Annotated in this window: 12 protein-coding genes and 1 pseudogene; 1 reads left to right on the top strand and 12 read right to left on the bottom strand. The window is 45.7% G+C overall.

Going from position 1 to position 16,126, the window contains the following annotated elements:
- Nucleotides 1-5: 5 nt before the first annotated feature.
- From DXC51_RS19945 to DXC51_RS19885, 12 genes and pseudogenes are all read right to left on the bottom strand, one after another.
- Nucleotides 6-758, bottom strand: a complete 753-nt coding sequence (locus DXC51_RS19945) for a polysaccharide deacetylase family protein (protein ID WP_242991300.1) — start codon at nucleotides 756-758, stop codon at nucleotides 6-8.
- A gap of 91 nt (nucleotides 759-849) precedes the next feature.
- A complete protein-coding gene (locus DXC51_RS19940) occupies nucleotides 850-1,950 on the bottom strand; it encodes a glycosyltransferase (protein ID WP_025488491.1) in 1,101 nt (366 codons plus the stop codon).
- Nucleotides 1,951-2,313: 363 nt separating this feature from the next.
- The gene (locus DXC51_RS19935) at nucleotides 2,314-2,496 is read right to left on the bottom strand and encodes a hypothetical protein (RefSeq protein ID WP_025488490.1); all 183 of its coding nucleotides are present in this window, start codon (nucleotides 2,494-2,496) and stop codon (nucleotides 2,314-2,316) included.
- 50 nt (nucleotides 2,497-2,546) lie between these two features.
- Nucleotides 2,547-4,697 (bottom strand): ADP-ribosylglycohydrolase family protein, encoded by a 2,151-nt coding sequence (locus tag DXC51_RS19930; protein ID WP_025488489.1) that lies wholly within the window; start codon nucleotides 4,695-4,697, stop codon nucleotides 2,547-2,549.
- Complete coding sequence (locus DXC51_RS19925) at nucleotides 4,698-5,630, bottom strand: nucleoside hydrolase (protein ID WP_044914617.1); 933 nt, start codon at nucleotides 5,628-5,630, stop codon at nucleotides 4,698-4,700.
- Between the two features lie 82 nt (nucleotides 5,631-5,712).
- A complete protein-coding gene (locus DXC51_RS19920) occupies nucleotides 5,713-6,525 on the bottom strand; it encodes a carbohydrate ABC transporter permease (protein ID WP_025488487.1) in 813 nt (270 codons plus the stop codon).
- A gap of 5 nt (nucleotides 6,526-6,530) precedes the next feature.
- Nucleotides 6,531-7,439, bottom strand: a complete 909-nt coding sequence (locus DXC51_RS19915; protein ID WP_021633666.1) for a carbohydrate ABC transporter permease — start codon at nucleotides 7,437-7,439, stop codon at nucleotides 6,531-6,533.
- A 29-nt stretch (nucleotides 7,440-7,468) separates the two neighbouring features.
- Complete coding sequence (locus DXC51_RS19910) at nucleotides 7,469-8,797, bottom strand: ABC transporter substrate-binding protein (protein ID WP_025488486.1); 1,329 nt, start codon at nucleotides 8,795-8,797, stop codon at nucleotides 7,469-7,471.
- Between the two features lie 222 nt (nucleotides 8,798-9,019).
- Entirely contained in the window at nucleotides 9,020-10,567 is a 1,548-nt protein-coding gene (locus tag DXC51_RS19905; RefSeq protein ID WP_025488485.1) for a response regulator, read from the bottom strand.
- A 19-nt stretch (nucleotides 10,568-10,586) separates the two neighbouring features.
- Nucleotides 10,587-12,374, bottom strand: coding sequence for a cache domain-containing sensor histidine kinase (locus DXC51_RS19900; protein WP_025488484.1), 1,788 nt, complete (start codon nucleotides 12,372-12,374; stop codon nucleotides 10,587-10,589).
- 570 nt (nucleotides 12,375-12,944) lie between these two features.
- Nucleotides 12,945-13,145, bottom strand: a pseudogene (locus DXC51_RS19890) (helix-turn-helix domain-containing protein); the annotation flags it as partial.
- Between the two features lie 17 nt (nucleotides 13,146-13,162).
- Nucleotides 13,163-13,747 (bottom strand): DUF2975 domain-containing protein, encoded by a 585-nt coding sequence (locus DXC51_RS19885; RefSeq protein ID WP_025488481.1) that lies wholly within the window; start codon nucleotides 13,745-13,747, stop codon nucleotides 13,163-13,165.
- Nucleotides 13,748-14,287: 540 nt separating this feature from the next.
- On the opposite strand from DXC51_RS19885, the gene DXC51_RS19875 reads away from it, so the two are divergent.
- Nucleotides 14,288-16,018, top strand: a complete 1,731-nt coding sequence (locus tag DXC51_RS19875) for an ABC-ATPase domain-containing protein (RefSeq protein ID WP_117545232.1) — start codon at nucleotides 14,288-14,290, stop codon at nucleotides 16,016-16,018.
- Nucleotides 16,019-16,126 lie beyond the last annotated feature (108 nt).

The raw sequence follows: 16,126 nt of genomic DNA, 5'->3' as shown, positions 1-16,126 counted from the left end.
CCGCCCTACAACGAATCGCGGATGCTGGCGAAGTGCTTACACTCGTTATCGATAGTATCCATCAGCTCTGCATTACGCTCCTGAAGCAGCGTCCTGAAATTCTCCAGATTATCATGCCCCTTCTTCGTCCAGGAATAAGGATGGGTCAGAATCTGTACCCTGTCATATCCCAGCAGCGTTTCTTCATCCGGCACCCCATAATTCCACCTGTGCTTGGCGTCGGAAATATATTTTACATGAAGCGGCGTATCCGCTGTTACATTTTCTGAAAAGGTGAAAAATTCATCCTGATAAGCATTGATGATACCGGGAAATTTGATATTCTCCCGAAGCACATCCGCCGAAGGCCTGTGGATGGAAAACTCTGTGATTTCAAAGCCCAGCATTTCACTGAGCACATGAATTTCCTGCAGTATCTTCCTGCGCACCAGTTCCATATCAGTCAGGCCGTTCAAAGCGAAGTGGAGGCCGATAACATGTCCTCTTTCATGCATATATTTAATCATATCCATATTTTTCTTGGACAGGATATTGTAGGAATTGTTCGTCCACTGGAAGAAATAAGTGGAAGTAAAATCCATGGAAAGCTCCAGCTTGGAAAGCGCAAAAGCACGATCCACACTGAATTCCACATCATGACGCATGATAATAAATTTATCCTTTTCCTGCGCCTGCCTGAAATTACAGGCCCTGCCGCTTTCTTTGATAATTCTTATGATCTCTTTATAATCCGCATAGGAAAACATACTTTCTTGCACCTCTCTGTCCGCCTTTACCGCAGGCGGGAATCTTTTCGTATCTCTCTTATGTCCGCAGCCATACCAGTTACAGCTGCCGCACAGGCAGCTGTCAGTGTCTGCATACCGATTCTATATAATCCTGCCACTGTTCAAAAACCGCCTTGCTGTTGGCAATTTTACGGATATCCCGGGCCTTGCTTCCAAGGCGTTCCGCCAGCTCGGGATTTTCTATCAGACGGCAGATCCCCTCCGCCATCGCGTCCTCGTCCTTAATTGGCACTAGAAGGCCGTTTACCCCATCCTGTATCACGGTCCTGGGACCGCCGCAGGGACAGTCAGTGGACACAATGGGAAGCCCCAGAGCCATCGCCTCCAGCAACGCATTGGGAAGCCCCTCCCAGTCAGAGGAAAACGCAAAAACAGAAGCGTTCACCAACTGCCTCTCCAGGGAATCACTGGCCCCCATCAGGAACACATAAGCTTCGGCTTTTCTTTCGGCAATCAGCTGCTCCAGAAGCTCCTTCGTGCCGTCCCTGGAATCGCCGCCGTATATTTTAAGTACATAGTCGGGATGCTTCTGATGCACTTTATCAAAAGCACGGATCAACATAAGCTGGTTTTTGAAATCCACCAGCCTGCCTGACTGCACCACTTCTTTTACCCTTGTTTCCGGTTTGGGAATATCCAGATATTTATTATTCAGCGGATTCAGTATGATACGTGATTTCCGCTGTACCTTGACCGGGAAAAAATCCCGCTGCCCTTCCGTCTGGAACACGCAACCTGCTGCCCTGGGAAACAGAAGAGGGATCTGGATTTTATCATCCCATTTGTCATAATGCCCAACAGGATCCGTTCTGACCGAAACAATGACCGGGATTCCCGTTCCCAATGCAGCCGTTATAGCGCGGTAATTCGCCTTATGGCAGAACGCCACCACCACATCCGGCCTCACCTTTTTTATAAAAGCCCGCAGCCTCTTCTCACGGATTCTCAGCTTGGCGATTCTGCCCTTGCCCTCTTCCTCCGCATTCAGGCCCACATGGACTCTTGTAATACTCTTATCAATACGAAATTCATTTTCCGCATACCATTCCGTAGCGATATAGACCTCGTAACCCTCAGCCGCAAACTGGTGGGCCAGATTGGTAATAACCCGCTCAGCCCCGCCCTGTTCCAGGCTGTTTATGTGAAAGATTATTTTACGCATATTTGCTCCCATCCGTGCACCGGCTGCTCCTACATTAACATTCCGGGAAGATCCTGCCCATCCTTCATGAGCAGAATTAACACTTCCTTAATTTGGGTACACAAATTCAACTTAGTTTACCACATTAGAAGGGAGGTTACAAGGGACTGTTTTCAAACAAACGCCTGTTTTGCCTCATTTCTGTGTGTATGAACAACAGCTCCTTTCAGGGCCTGATACCGGGTTATTACTGAAATGCCTGACGTTTCTTTGCCTCTGAAATCAACTAAAAAGCGGATACCGGCATGCTTCATGCTGTGGTATCCGCCTGCAGGCTGTCTCTATTCCATTCCGCCGTTTTATCTCCTGTGCAGCGGGGCTGAGTCAGTCATTGTTTTTATTGCTGTTTTCTCCGCCAGGGCCATCTTTCCTGGGCACCTCATCAGGAATGACATCCTGCGTACTGTCATCGGGCAGCGGCAAATCCACTTCGGGAATATTGCCGTCGTCATATACGCTTAAGTTCTTCGTTTTGGAACCGGATAAATTCTGTCCATTCTTGTCCATACTCTTTCCGCCTTTCTGTTTTGGGAATAGTATGTCCGGTTTGGTTTTCTTTATTCCGCACTGCCCACCCACATTTTCCGCAGGCTGCAATGGCTTCCCTCACGGACCGCCGACCCAATGCAGCCATATAAGTATGGATTATCATTATCTTCATACTCCAGCAAAACCTTACCATCTATTGCAGCCGTTATGTGATTTCCTTTTACCCGGACAGCCAGACGATACTCCTTCTCCTTTTCCCAGGGAAAGCATGCTTCACATAGCAACCGATACCCATTGTCATTTTTTAGGAGCCCCACTCTGCCCTCTGGAATCAGACCGAAGGCATAGGATCGCAACGCGCCCTGTACTCTGACCTGCAGCAAATGAATCTCACCTGTATGGGCGGTAAGAAATCCTTCCGCCATATAATCGGTCCAGTTCCATCCTCCCGTATAGGCCTCCCCGAAATCACTGCATGACAGGTGAAGCCTTCCCTGCTCCAGGGTAAGCCTTCCCTTCAGCCTGGTAAACTGGCTGATTTCCCGATGCAGCCCGGGCCATACTTCCACTCTCTCCGAAGCAAAATCAATCCCATAGGACGGCGTACCATCCCAATACAGATCGTCCAGATAACAGCAGAAATCGTCTCCCTCCTCTGCCGTTCCTGTGAGGAAACAGACTCCGGCTTCGTCCAGCAGCTCCCCATCCAGCCCGGGAATCGTCCAGCTTAAGGCCTCCCAACATCCCGGCGTAATTTCCTTCCAGCTTCCATAATAATACCTGCTGCCGTTATCACCATGCACATACAGACAAGCCTTTACACCATACTCCTCTCCGGTTACTCTCACCGCAGCATGCAGTGTCTGTCCCGGATATATCAGCGGTGAAAAAGCGGGATCATAACGACTGTCATGGAAATCAGCAGGACGGCAGTAGGTCTTTTTATAAACCATTACCTTTTCCCCTCTGGCCACCGGCTTTATAACACATTTCAAAGAACGACTTCCGGAAAATGCGGTCTCAATTGTATTTAGAAGAGTGCCTTCTCTCTGTGAAAAGCTCCCACCATCATCCATATTACATACTTTCATTCGGATGGCATGCGTGGATCCGGGATATTCAAAATGGCAGCTGTCCATACGTTCTTCAAAAATCTGTTTCCACGGCATTGGAACCTCTTCCCCGGCAAGCTTGTACGCCTGTCTGGCAATATAAGAGGCGCCATAAGGGATATCCATAATATTTAAAGAACCAATAACACTGGAGCATGCAAGAAAATCATGTACCGGTTGCCTCCATTTTCTGCTGTCTATTACATTAAGTCCTCCTCTGACTCCCATAATTGCCGCCACATTTCCCACATTACAGTCCGTATCCCATCCGCACATGGTACAGATATTGATCGTATCTGAAAAATCACCCTTCCCATACAGCAATGCAAGAATCATCACTGCAATGTTGGGTATGATATGACAGACTCCGGGATATTTATCATAGCCAAAATTGTTGAAAATATATTGGAAACATAATCTCCAGCCGTTCTTTTCCTTCTCCCAAAAGGCCATAACCGCCTTCACTGTTTCCGCATATTCACAGTCCTCCGGCAGAAAGGACAGACCCTTCCTGATAATTTTAACGATATCCTTCTCAACAAAAGCATAGCTGATGCACACCGCAACAAAAATCCCCCCATAAACACCATTGCCATCATGGGTGACGCTGGCGGCCTTCCGGGCCAGTGATGCCGCAAGCGCCGGATTTCCCGGCGCTGCCAATCCCCAGCTGTCGATAAAAATCTGTCCGCCTATCTGTTCTGCCGCCGTCCTCCCATTCTGCCTGGCACTACCGCTGCGGGGCGCAGTAATCCCGTGGCGCAGGTTCAGGTAGGCAGTATGCTCTGTTGAAACCCCATATCCGCCCCACCAGAAAAATCCATGTTCATAAGGCGCATAATTCAGCAGTGCTTCCGCCACATCCTGCGGCGTTATAGCCTCTTCCTCTGTTTTTCCGCAGTCCTCCAGGGCACGTATCAGAAAGATCGGGCCGTTACTGTCATCATCTGCCGCAAAATCCCGGTAATCTGCCAGATACCCGTTTACTTCTCCATAAACGGTACGTATTTTTTCGTAAGTCCAGCTTTCCACCGGTGCGCCCAGACGAATACCTATAATTTTTGCCAGCCAGCCCGCGTATATTTTTTCTATAAAATCCTGCTTCATCTATTTTCCCCTGTCTTCAAGGCAGCCCATTTTCAAAAAGGCATCCCTGAATATTCTGTCTCTGTTAACTTCCTTTATATTGCCAATCAGATGCCTCGTGTAATCTCTGCTCCAGGTCAGTTCATCCGTTATTATGGGTGCTGTGGTTATTTCCCTTATGCTCCAGTCCTTATCCATCAGGCATCCCACTGCACCGATATCCCAGATGGTCTTTCCCCAGGCAAAATGCTCCTTCCCATATGCCTTAACAATGGAAATCAGATAATCACACAGGTCATTCCTGTTTCCAAGACAGCTTTCCAGCTCCGGTACACTTGTCAGCATATGCGAAGTGACATAATTACATGGCACATGCAGGAGCGGTACTCCTGAATCAAAAATTACCTGCGCCGCTTTCACATCCTGATAAACATTATAGGTATTTGGCGATTCGGTAAAATCATTTCCGGCAAGCCATACTATAACAATACGTTCCCTGATCTCCGGGTTCAAAAGCAGCGCGGATGCGATATTGGTCCCGGCCCCGATTCCAATCACATACAGCGGATTGTCAGATGAGTAGCACATCGCGCGCTCCGCCAGGTCCAGAGCCGCTTTCGATTCCACAGGAATATCTTTCCCTGGCAGGTAAGAACAGGAGCCTCTTTTTACCTCGCAGCATCCCTGTTTCCCGCATAGCTTCATAATCCGCAGGATCTCCTGATAGCTCATTTCCATCCCTGCCGCAGGATCCTGTGTTCGTTCATTCATGGCAAAAGGCGCGGCATAGATTGCTTTTACCTGAAAACGTTCCGGAGACAAAAGCAGATAACTGACTGCAAAGGGATCATCCACCTCCGTTGCCGTATCCGTATCCAAAACGGTATCCAATATTCCTTCCCGCCATTCCAGCATCTGCAGACGTCTGCTGTCGCTTATACTCATACTTTTCATATATTTTCTCCTACTATTGCTGTGTTTTAAATCGTTCTTTCTGTCAAAAAAGCGCGGCCGGCTTACCGGCAGCGCTTTTTACTTAAGCTTTTATTCCGGAGCTCATTGCCCCCTTCACAAATTCCTTCTGTGTGCAAATAAAGAAAAGAATTACAGGGAAGGATAACAGGACAACGCCGGCCAGTGTCAGGTTCGTTTTTTGGAAATAAGTCATATTTACGGTCTGCAGCCCTACAACAAGCGTATATTTATCCACTTTGTTAATAAATGTGGCAGGAACCATATAGGAGTTCCAGGTTCCGGTAAAATTCAGAATCGCAATGGATGCAAACAACGGCTTTGATATGGGGCAGACAATTCTGGCAAATACTCCCGCATGGCTTAATCCGTCAATTCTGGCCGCCTCCAGCAGCTCTCCCGGCACAGCGAAGAAAAATTGTCTTGCCATGAATAAAAACATGGTCTGTGATAGAAACGGCAGTGTAATCGCCCAGATGGTATTATGCATGTTCAGCCTGGCAAGCTGTATATACATCTGTATCATTGTCAACTGAAACGGCACCATCATGGATATCAACAATGCGCCGAAAATTATCTTTTTCCCCGGAAATCTCAGCTTGGCCAGGGCGTATCCCGCCATGGTGGGGAATATCAGATTACCCGCCACCACAATCGCCGTAGAGGCAAAGGTATTCCAGTACCACCTCATTATGGGATATTTTGTAAACAGCTCTTTAAAGTTATCCAATGTCCATACACTCACAGGCGCCCATGTCTGCACATACCGGTACGGCAGCAGAGAGTTGTAAAACACATACAATATAGGAAGCAGGAATATCAGTGACAATCCGATAAGGACTGTATATAAAACAACCTTCAGCAGTTTCTTTTTCATGATATTCACTCTCCTTCCTTACTGATAAACATCCGGATTAAGGACAGCAGGAAGATGATAGCAAGAAGCACCATGGCCGCTGCACTGCCGTAACCCATGTCCATATAACTGAAAGACTGCTGGTAAAGGAAGGTAACCACCGTACTCGTAGAACCGGCGGGCGACCCCAGCGGGCTTTGTTTCGAAATTGCAGCAATCTGGTCAAAAATCTGAAATGCATTGATCATACCCAGGGTAATCACCAGATAAGTGGTCGGCTTAACCAGAGGCAGCGTAATATACCAAATCGCCTGCGCTTTGTTGGTTCCGTCTATTCTCCCGGCTTCGTAAAGCTCAGCCGAGATATTCTGGAGTCCGCTGATATACAGTATCATGTAAAAGCCAATTTGCTGCCATACGTAAATAATAATAACCAGAAGCAATGCGTATTTCGTACTCGTAAACCAGGTGGTGTTATCAAAACCAAACAGCGTAAACAGCCTGGTCCCAATCCCGTCCTTGATAAAAAAATACATAAAGAATATACTGACTGCCACGGAAGAGATTACATATGGCATATAATAAGTCGTGCGGAAAAAGGTTTTGCCTTTGATATTTCCGTCCAGCAATACTGCAATCAGGAAAGCGATCACTGCAATCAGCACAACGACAACCGCCGCCATCAGGAAGGTATGCTCCAGCGCCTTGATAAAATCTTTATCCTGGAACAGCCGGATAAAATTGTCAAGTCCGATAAATCTGGTGCGCTCCGGCGTTATAAAGCTGTAATCATAAAAGCTGAGCCGCATGGATTTTACCGCAGGTATAAAAAACCAGTAAATCCACATAAACACAGCTGGCAGAAGGAAGCATACCGCCGTAAGAACCTCCGGTTTTTTATACCTTTCCCGGTATTTCTTCTTATTTTTGTTCATTGTAAACACCCTCTTTACCGGGAAGCCATTTATTCTGCGCCATATTCTGCCGCCAGCTGTTCTACAATATCCTGTCCGGTCATCGTCGAGCTTTCGTCAAACATGGTTTCCTGCATCAGATTAATCAGGCTGTCTGCAAATTTCTTGCTCTGGGTCGGATAGCTGAAAGGCGTGGAAGAATCAAGATAGCTTACCAGGTCAGCCAGCGCCGGGACTTTTTCTTTATAAAGGTCAAAGTACTCTACCTTGGCCGGGATTACTTCCGTCACATCGACTACTGCTTCATATAATTTATCTCCGCCTACGGCATAGCTTATGGCCTTGGCAACCTCTTCCGGATGCTTGGAATTCTTAAGGGCAACCAGTGCCGCAGAATGACATGTTCCGCCGCCGTTCCCGTTTCCGCCTTTCGGTACGGGCAGATATTTCAGTTCAATATCCGGAGCTTCGGATGCAAAGCTGGCCTGATACCATGCGCCGCCGGTGGAAAACAAAGCGGACTGCTGGATCATAACCGCCCCGTCCCAGCTTAGGCCTAACTCGGTGGGAGTAACAATATAGCCTTCCTTATAGGCATCAATCAGGAACTGAAGCGCTTCCGCATTTTCCTTTGCACCGATATTTTTACCGTAATCCCAGCCGCCGCCGAAGGAAAGGGCAATATTGGTCAGATGGTATTCCTGAACATTCAGGCAAAGGGCAGGCATATTATGTTCTTCTTTAACCTTTTTGCAGATATCCAGAACCTCGTCCCATGTCGTGGGATAATTATCTCCCAGGCCGAACTCATTCCACATGCTGTTATTTACAATAAATACGCCGGGATTTAATGCATAGGGAATTCCATAAACTACATTATCAATTTTCCAGGCATCCATTGCCTTTTCCCAGGTTCCCTCAAGGCTGATAACGCCGGAATCCACATAATCTGTCAGGGGTTCAAACAGTCCCTGCTCAATATACTGCAGATAGTGTTCATTGGTACAGGATATGATATCCGGAGCTGTTCCCGCCGCTATCTGGGCAGGAATATTGTCCCAGAAATCAGAATCACTGGGGTATTTCAGAAATTCTATTTTAATGCCCAAATCATCTTCAATTCCTTCAAATGCCTTTTCCAGACGCTGGGATTCGTCATCCGACCATATTCCTATTGTAAGGGTAACCGCCTCCCCGGTATCATTCTTTGCTTCCACCACCGCTGCCTGTGTTGTCTGTTCCGTGCTTTCGGATTCCTGTACGGTATCCTTTGCTGTCTCTGCGGTTTTCCCGTCAGAAGCCCCACAACCAACTGTTCCTAAAAGCATTGCAGCGCATAATACGCTTCCCAATACTTTTGTTATGAGTTTTTTCTTCATAATCTGCTCCCTCCAATTATTTTTCTTTATCCTTAAGGTACCGGTCCTTATGCATTAATTATATTGTCGGCAACGCCATTTTCCTATTTCCATATTTATCAAATAGCAAAACATTTTGTTCCAGGGACGAAAAAAAGAAACTGTCGTCCGGCCCCTCCCTGCAAAATCTGCCGGCAGCAATTTCTTTTCTTCAAAATTTTGTCTTATTATTCTTTTTTTTGTTCAGCTTCCCTGATTTCTATATTCAATAGGAGTGATCCCCTCCTGCTTCTTGAATGCCATATGGAATGCGGTTGTAGAGGTATAGCCCACCTCTGTTGCAACCTCGTATATTTTCTTATTCGTGTTTTTCAGCAGTTCTCTGGCCTCTTCAATCCTCAGCTGGTTAATATAAGCCGGAATGTTTTTTCCCATATGTTTGTTAAAAATCCGGCTGGCATAGCTTTCACTCAGTTCAAGATATGCCGCAATATCGCTCAGCGAAATGTCCTGCCTGTAATGCTCCCTGATGTAATCACACGCCCTGCGGACCAGCCAGTTCGTACTCTGATCTGTTTTTTCAGGAATAACCGAATCCAGCCAGATATAAACCTGGGATTCCATCTCCTCCAGGCTTTCCTGTTTTTGCAGTATTTCCAGTATCTGTGCATCCTGCCAGTTACGTTCCTGCGCCTGCAGCAGCTTCACGATGTCCTGGCAGAACACCCTGATACGCTGCGGCTCCGCAATCTTTCCGTTACGGATCTCCTCAAAATACTCCTGCATCCTTTCACGGATTTCTTCTGTTTTTCCATCCACGACACATTCCTTCAGGCTGTTTTCGATTTCGGTTAATTTTCCATCAAACTCTCCGGCTTTCAGATAATAATCTCTTAAATCCTCATAAAAATATACCGTTTTTTTATCGAAAAAGCTCCTGTCAAGCATTCTGTATGCCTGATTCCATGCCTCTCTGATTTTCTCTTCACCATAATGTAAGCTGCTCACGCCGATAATCATATCCAGATCCAGATAATTCTGCACTATATTGTAAATATGGGGGATCAAACGTCTTACGCGCATATGAATCTCCTGCATGCTCCCGGTATCGGAAAAACTGATAAATATCCCCACTGTTTCCTTTGTATACTGAATCACATCATACTCCTGATAGTGCTGCAGCGCCTGCTCCAGAATGGAATAAAACGAGCGGTAAAATAATTCCATTCCCTTTTGTTCATAGCGTCTTTCTATCTTTTCCATATCCCTGATTTTTCCTGCTATGGCACAGAAACAGGAGGTACGAAACGTAAGCTCTTGCGTCTCTCCGAAGGAAAAGCCTTCTATTTTCTGCCGGAGATATTTTTCCGCCATCATTTTCCGGTTTCGCGGCTCTTCTTCTTCCGGCCGCCTGTTAAAATCCAGACGCAGAATTGCACTCAGTATGCTGCTTTCATTCAGATTTGATTTCAGCACATAATCGTCAGCGCCTCCGCGGAGGGCCTCCCTCACATATTCAAATTCTTCATAACACGTAAGCATAATGACTTTACCGGAATATCCCTCTTCCTTAAGCCGGTTCAGAACCTGCAGACCGTTCATCCCCGGCATATTAATATCCAGAACAATCAGATCAGGCTGATATTTCCGGGCCATCTGAAGACAGCTTTCACCATCGGAGGCCTCTCCTATGATTTCAAAACCGTTTTCTTCCCAGGCGACTGCATGAATGATCCCGATTCTGACCAGTACCTCATCATCTACGATTAAAACCCCTATTTTCCTTTTCATATGCTACCCGCCTTGCTGTTCATGACTTCTCCCTTGCCGGAATCCTCACTGTTACTTTGGTAAAACAGCCTTCTTTGCTGTCAATCCGAATGGCATACTCCTGTCCGTAAGTCAGTTTGATCCGTTGGTTTACATTGTATATGCCAATTTTATTCAGACGTTTTTCCGATTTTCTTTCGATGTTAAGTATTTCATCTATTTTTTCCCTGGAAAGCCCTTTTCCATCATCCGTCACGCAAAGGAAAAGATTTTTTTCCTCCAGATGGATGTCTATTTTAACCGTTGCACATATATCGTTATTGTCAAAGCCATGCAAAACTGCATTTTCAACCAGCGGCTGAAGAATAAAGCGCGGTATCTCATATTGCATGGTTTCTTCCCGTATATCGAAGATAAATGAAAAGCGTTCAAAATACCTGAAATTAAGTATTTTGATATAGTTTCTGATAAATTCCACTTCTCGTCCCACATTCACGAATTCACTGGTGTCCTCCGCCACATAATTCAGGACCTTTACCAGGGCGTCAATCATCTGCGTTACCTTATCGGCGCCCTGCAGCTCGGAAAGCCACCGTATGGAATTCAGCGGATTGTACATAAAATGCGGATTGATCTGGGACTGCAGCGCCAGCATTTCCATTTCCCTTTTTTCTTTTTCTTTTTCTTTTACCTCTTCAAACATGGCATTAATCCGCTTTACCATATGATTGAATTTCTGGGAAAGGATTTTCATTTCCCCATAAAATTCTTCTGTCTGCAAAGAAAGGTTTCCTGATTCTACCGATTCCATGGTGCCAATAAGGCGGAAAACAGGCTGTGTGATTGTATTTGAAATCTTGATGCTTACAAATACCAGAAAAATACCCAAAGCCAGCATTACAGCAACCGCCAATATAAAAGTATAGGCAATATTTCTGACCGCGTCTCCAATCGGGACAAGCTGGTATATCTTCCCATCCATATAATTAAGCTTCGTCATCGCCAGATAATAGGTCTGGTTTCCAAAATATACCTGGTACAGCTTGCCTTTTTCCTTGAATTTCTCAGAGTTCTTTTCAAGAAAATCCGTGATGCTTCCCTTATTTTCCTCACCGCCCGGAAGAATCAGCTTCCCGTTTTTATCCGATACCGCTATGATGCTTTCACTGTATTCAGAAGCATCCCATAATTTCGCAAAGTTATCTACAGAACAGTCTATCACAATCATTCCCAGATATTTTCCGGTATCCGGATCCAGAATTCCCCTTGCCACAGAAAGGACATCCCACTTCATTGCCACGGCTTTTTCCTCATGCACTCCAATGATGAATGGCTTTCCATTTCCTTCCTTAACCTCCTGAAACCAGCTTTCCTCCTCAACTCTGTACGCCCCTGCCGCCGATTGATTCGTTCTGTACGCGTAATAATTCATATTGGCAGGGAAAAGCCAGACAGCATCAATTTGATTATGCATATAGTAAACATGTTTATACAGCTTCGGTCCGATGGCATTCACATCATTAATCTGGCTCACTGTTCTTTTTTCCGTCTCAATGCCGTCATAGTCCTTCCGTAGTATTTCCATAATATCGGAATCCAGATAAGGAAATTCGGAAAGCTTTACCATGCTGTCAAAATAGTTGTCTATGCTCTTCTTTATTTGATAATTACTGCTGTAGATAGATTTGCTTATACTCTCCTTTATCAAATGCTTCCACAATGTACCCAGCAGCAGAAACATAACCATAAGTGTAATACAAATAATCAGCAGGTAACCCAGCAATATCTTCTTTTTAATCGAAAGATTTTTTATCCTGATCGATTTCATTTTCCTCACCCGTTTTTAATGATATCATTCGTTTTTTTATTATACATCATTCAGTGGTATCAATTCTACTTTTTTGTTCCCCCTTATCCTGCACCCTCCATGATAAAGTCCAGAATTTTCTGTTTGCCGCCAGGCATTCCTGTCACGTGGAGTTGAGGCTGAGGTGGTATATGAGAACAGAAAGGTAACCGCCTTCCTGGTTACCCTGAAACCTTCGTCTACAAAAAACACCGTCAGAAAATTGCAGAAAAGATAAAAAAAAGATTTGTATACATCCTGCAAGATAAAAATGAATGCCTGCCGGGTTACAAATTGCAAACCCGGCAGGCATTCTTCATTTAATTAATTGTTTGGCTGCTTCACAGCCACTGTAAAATCCACTCCAAATCGCTCCTGAAGACGGGTTTTGGTACACCTGAATTACTTCCCATAATCAGAACTTGCCGCACAGACATGTACAGCAAGTACGCTACCCTGATTGAATACCTGCTATTTATCTTCCGCAGTCTCCTCCGTCTCTTTCCCGGTATCCTCCACAGATATTTTCCCTCGCTGCGGCGCTTTTTTCCCCCGGGTATATTCCAGGATATCCCCCGGCTGGCAGTCCAGCACATCACAGATAGCATCCAGTGTTGAAAACCGCACCGCCTTAACCTTGCCTGTCTTCAGATTTGACAGGTTTACGTTGGAGATTCCCACACGGGAAGCAAGCTCGTTCAGAGATATCTTGCGATCCGCCATGACGCGATCCAGTCTTAGTATAATTGCCATAATTTCACTCCCATTTATTATATGGTCATATCAGAATTGCTTTGGTATTTATAACCATAGCGCATGAGGAGCGCCATGACAAGGATTAATAATCCGATAATTAAATAGTCTCCATTAGCCAAAAAATGTCCTTTGACAGAAAATATCTTAAAAGCAGCTTTATATCCTTTAAATCTTGGAAAGATAAATGCAGCAGCAGTAACTAAAACTCCTATAGCAACACCCAGTCTGTATAATGCACTATTAAAAGGTCTCTTACTAATAGCAATCGAAACAAGCATAATAAAACACAATAAAATTATAGAATAAAATAGCAAGTTATTTAATTTTTTTGTAAACTCAAATGGTTCTGTTATATTAGTTACCTCCTGACGCCAATGAACAATAAAATAAAAGAAAAAAACGGAATTAATACCAGACAAAAAAATACCAAGGCCCAGCAGTATCTTAAAGCCCAATGTTAATCGTACCGGTTTCTCTGCTTCTCTGTAAATAATAACAGAATCCTGACTGTTTATTTCGTCACTTTCAAAAGGTTCTATAATAACTCTCTTATTTTCCAGTTCATTAATTAATATTTTCTCATCCTTTTCTTCCTTCATCTTTTTTCCTCCGTTCCTATGTAAATAAACAGCGCCGATAAATGTTCCCTACGTGTCAAAGGCCGTGTATCCACACCACCGTTTTCATATCTGCTTTTTCTTTCTATCTCACTTAAACAATATCATACAGCATTACATTTTACAATAAATATTTAATGTTATTCATTAAATATATTATGATTTAAGTAAAACACTTTATATTTTTCTTCTCCACTCCCCGCTGAATAACTATGTAACCGCTTTTAATATCACCACTGTCATCTTTATCCACATTCATCGTAAAAGGCTTGTCTGTCAGAACTGTTACAATCCTTTTCCCTTTACCGCCATTTTTCTTTGCACTCCCCGCAATCCTGTGATAAAGTACAGATAACGCAGTTGTACACGCATCCCATGCAGTGACCAAAGGCCGTAAAATTGCCTTCGGGTTACAGAAAATATCCCGGACCTGTAATTAATAATTTGGGATTTCATGTATGGAGAAACCCAACATCTGCCCGATATCACAAAAAAGCTTTACAGAAAGGACCAAAAAACCCCATGAAAAATTCAGAAGACCTGCGTCGTGCGCTTCGTGCCATCGACCATAAAAGCTATCCTGCCTACAAGGACTTAAAAGGAAGCTATTCCTTCGGCAATTATGTCTTATCCATTGACCATGTCCAGGGGGATCCCTTTGCCTCTCCGTCCCGCCTGAGCATCCTTGTTGACGGAAAAACCGCGGGATTTCCTGCCGGGCTTTACGATACCCGCTATAAAAGGGTTGCGCTACAGGACTACCTGAACCGACTTTTTTACCAGGAGATCGAAAAGTATACCTTCAAGGCCAAAGGCTCCGGCAAAAGCGGGCTGATCAGTGTCAGCCGCTGCGGCCAGGAAATTCTGGAGCGGTCCGCCGTAACCATCAACCCGGAAAACGGCGGCCTGTTATTCCGTTTTGCCGCTGGTTTTCCGGCCAATGGAAGGACTATCAACGCGTCACAGCTGGAACGCATTCTCTTTGATTTCCTGCCGGCCTGTGTACAGACGGTCTGCTTTTACAAAAAGCTCTCCCCCGCCAGGGTACAAAGCGTCATCCATCTGGCTGAGGACCAGCATTATATCCGCACCCAGCTGCCTACCCTGGATTTGTGTGCGTTTGTAGCCAATGGTTCCATCCTTCCCAGGCAGTCCGGGGTATCGGACCGCCCCATGAAAGAAGGCATTCCCTTCACCTCCCCCTCTTCCATGGAAATCACACTGAATCTACCCCATCATGGGCCGATTACCGGCATGGGCATCAGGAAAGGAATCACCCTGATCGTAGGCGGCGGCTATCATGGGAAATCCACTCTCCTTGAGGCTCTGGAGCTTGGCGTATACAACCATATCGCAGGCGACGGCAGGGAATATGTCATCACTGATGACAGCGCCCTGAAAATACGCGCGGAGGATGGCCGCAGCATCAAAAAGACGGACATATCCATGTTCATCAATAACCTTCCCAACGGAAAGGATACCAAAGCCTTCTATACGGAGGATGCCAGCGGAAGCACCTCACAGGCCGCCAATGTCATAGAAGGCATGGAAAGCGGAACCTCACTTTTCCTGATAGACGAGGACACCTGCGCCACTAATTTCATGATACGCGACGAGCTGATGCAGCGCGTGGTCTGCCGGGAAGAGGAGCCTATCACTCCCTTCATTGAACGCGCCCGTTTCCTCTATGAAAAATGCGGCATTTCTTCCGTAATCGTTGCCGGAAGCTCCGGTTCCTATTTTTACATCGCAGATGCGGTAATCCAGATGGATCGCTATGTTCCCAAAGACATCACCGCTTTTGCCAAAAAAGAAGCCGCCCTCTACGCCTCCCGCAATCAGGAAACACCGGAAGCGGGAATGCCCCAGCTGCTCCCTGATCCCGAACTGCCCTCCTTCCGCCGCACTCCCGGCTATCGTCCGGAGCTTCGCAGGGATGAACGTCTGAAAACCAAGGTCCACGGCCGGGAAAACATTCAGATTGGACATGAGGACATCGACCTGCGCTACCTGGAACAGCTTGCCGATTCGGAACAGACCGCCGCCCTTTCCTATATGCTTGCCCTGGCGGAAAAAAGTATGTTTAACGGCCAGACCAGCCTGCGTATGCTTGTGGATTCCTTTCTTTCACTGATTGAAAAAAAAGGCCTGTCCGCACTGGCCGGCTCCGGCTATCTGCCCACGGATCTGGCGGTTCCCAGACGGCAGGAAATCTTTGCATGCTTTAACAGATACCGGGGATTGAAATTATAATTTTTTATAAAAATGTATTCAGGCAAATAATAAGAAAACTGCGGTATCCATCTTTTTCAGGTGGATACCGCAGTTTTTTCAGCCGCAAACAGCGGGAATTTACAAGCC

The sequence above is a fragment of the Eisenbergiella massiliensis genome, from assembly GCF_003435485.1.
The sequence above is the reverse complement of the archived record's forward strand: the minus strand, read 5'-3'. Positions and strand labels throughout refer to the sequence as shown.

Coding starts and splice junctions, on each gene's coding strand:
- DXC51_RS19940 (WP_025488491.1), bottom strand. CDS start 1,950: ATGCGTAAAATAATCTTTCACATAAACAGCCTGGAACAGGGCGGGGCT.
- DXC51_RS19935 (WP_025488490.1), bottom strand. CDS start 2,496: ATGGACAAGAATGGACAGAATTTATCCGGTTCCAAAACGAAGAACTTA.
- DXC51_RS19930 (WP_025488489.1), bottom strand. CDS start 4,697: ATGAAGCAGGATTTTATAGAAAAAATATACGCGGGCTGGCTGGCAAAA.
- DXC51_RS19925 (WP_044914617.1), bottom strand. CDS start 5,630: ATGAAAAGTATGAGTATAAGCGACAGCAGACGTCTGCAGATGCTGGAA.
- DXC51_RS19920 (WP_025488487.1), bottom strand. CDS start 6,525: ATGAAAAAGAAACTGCTGAAGGTTGTTTTATATACAGTCCTTATCGGA.
- DXC51_RS19915 (WP_021633666.1), bottom strand. CDS start 7,439: ATGAACAAAAATAAGAAGAAATACCGGGAAAGGTATAAAAAACCGGAG.
- DXC51_RS19910 (WP_025488486.1), bottom strand. CDS start 8,797: ATGAAGAAAAAACTCATAACAAAAGTATTGGGAAGCGTATTATGCGCT.
- DXC51_RS19905 (WP_025488485.1), bottom strand. CDS start 10,567: ATGAAAAGGAAAATAGGGGTTTTAATCGTAGATGATGAGGTACTGGTC.
- DXC51_RS19900 (WP_025488484.1), bottom strand. CDS start 12,374: ATGAAATCGATCAGGATAAAAAATCTTTCGATTAAAAAGAAGATATTG.
- DXC51_RS19885 (WP_025488481.1), bottom strand. CDS start 13,747: ATGAAGGAAGAAAAGGATGAGAAAATATTAATTAATGAACTGGAAAAT.
- DXC51_RS19875 (WP_117545232.1), top strand. CDS start 14,288: ATGAAAAATTCAGAAGACCTGCGTCGTGCGCTTCGTGCCATCGACCAT.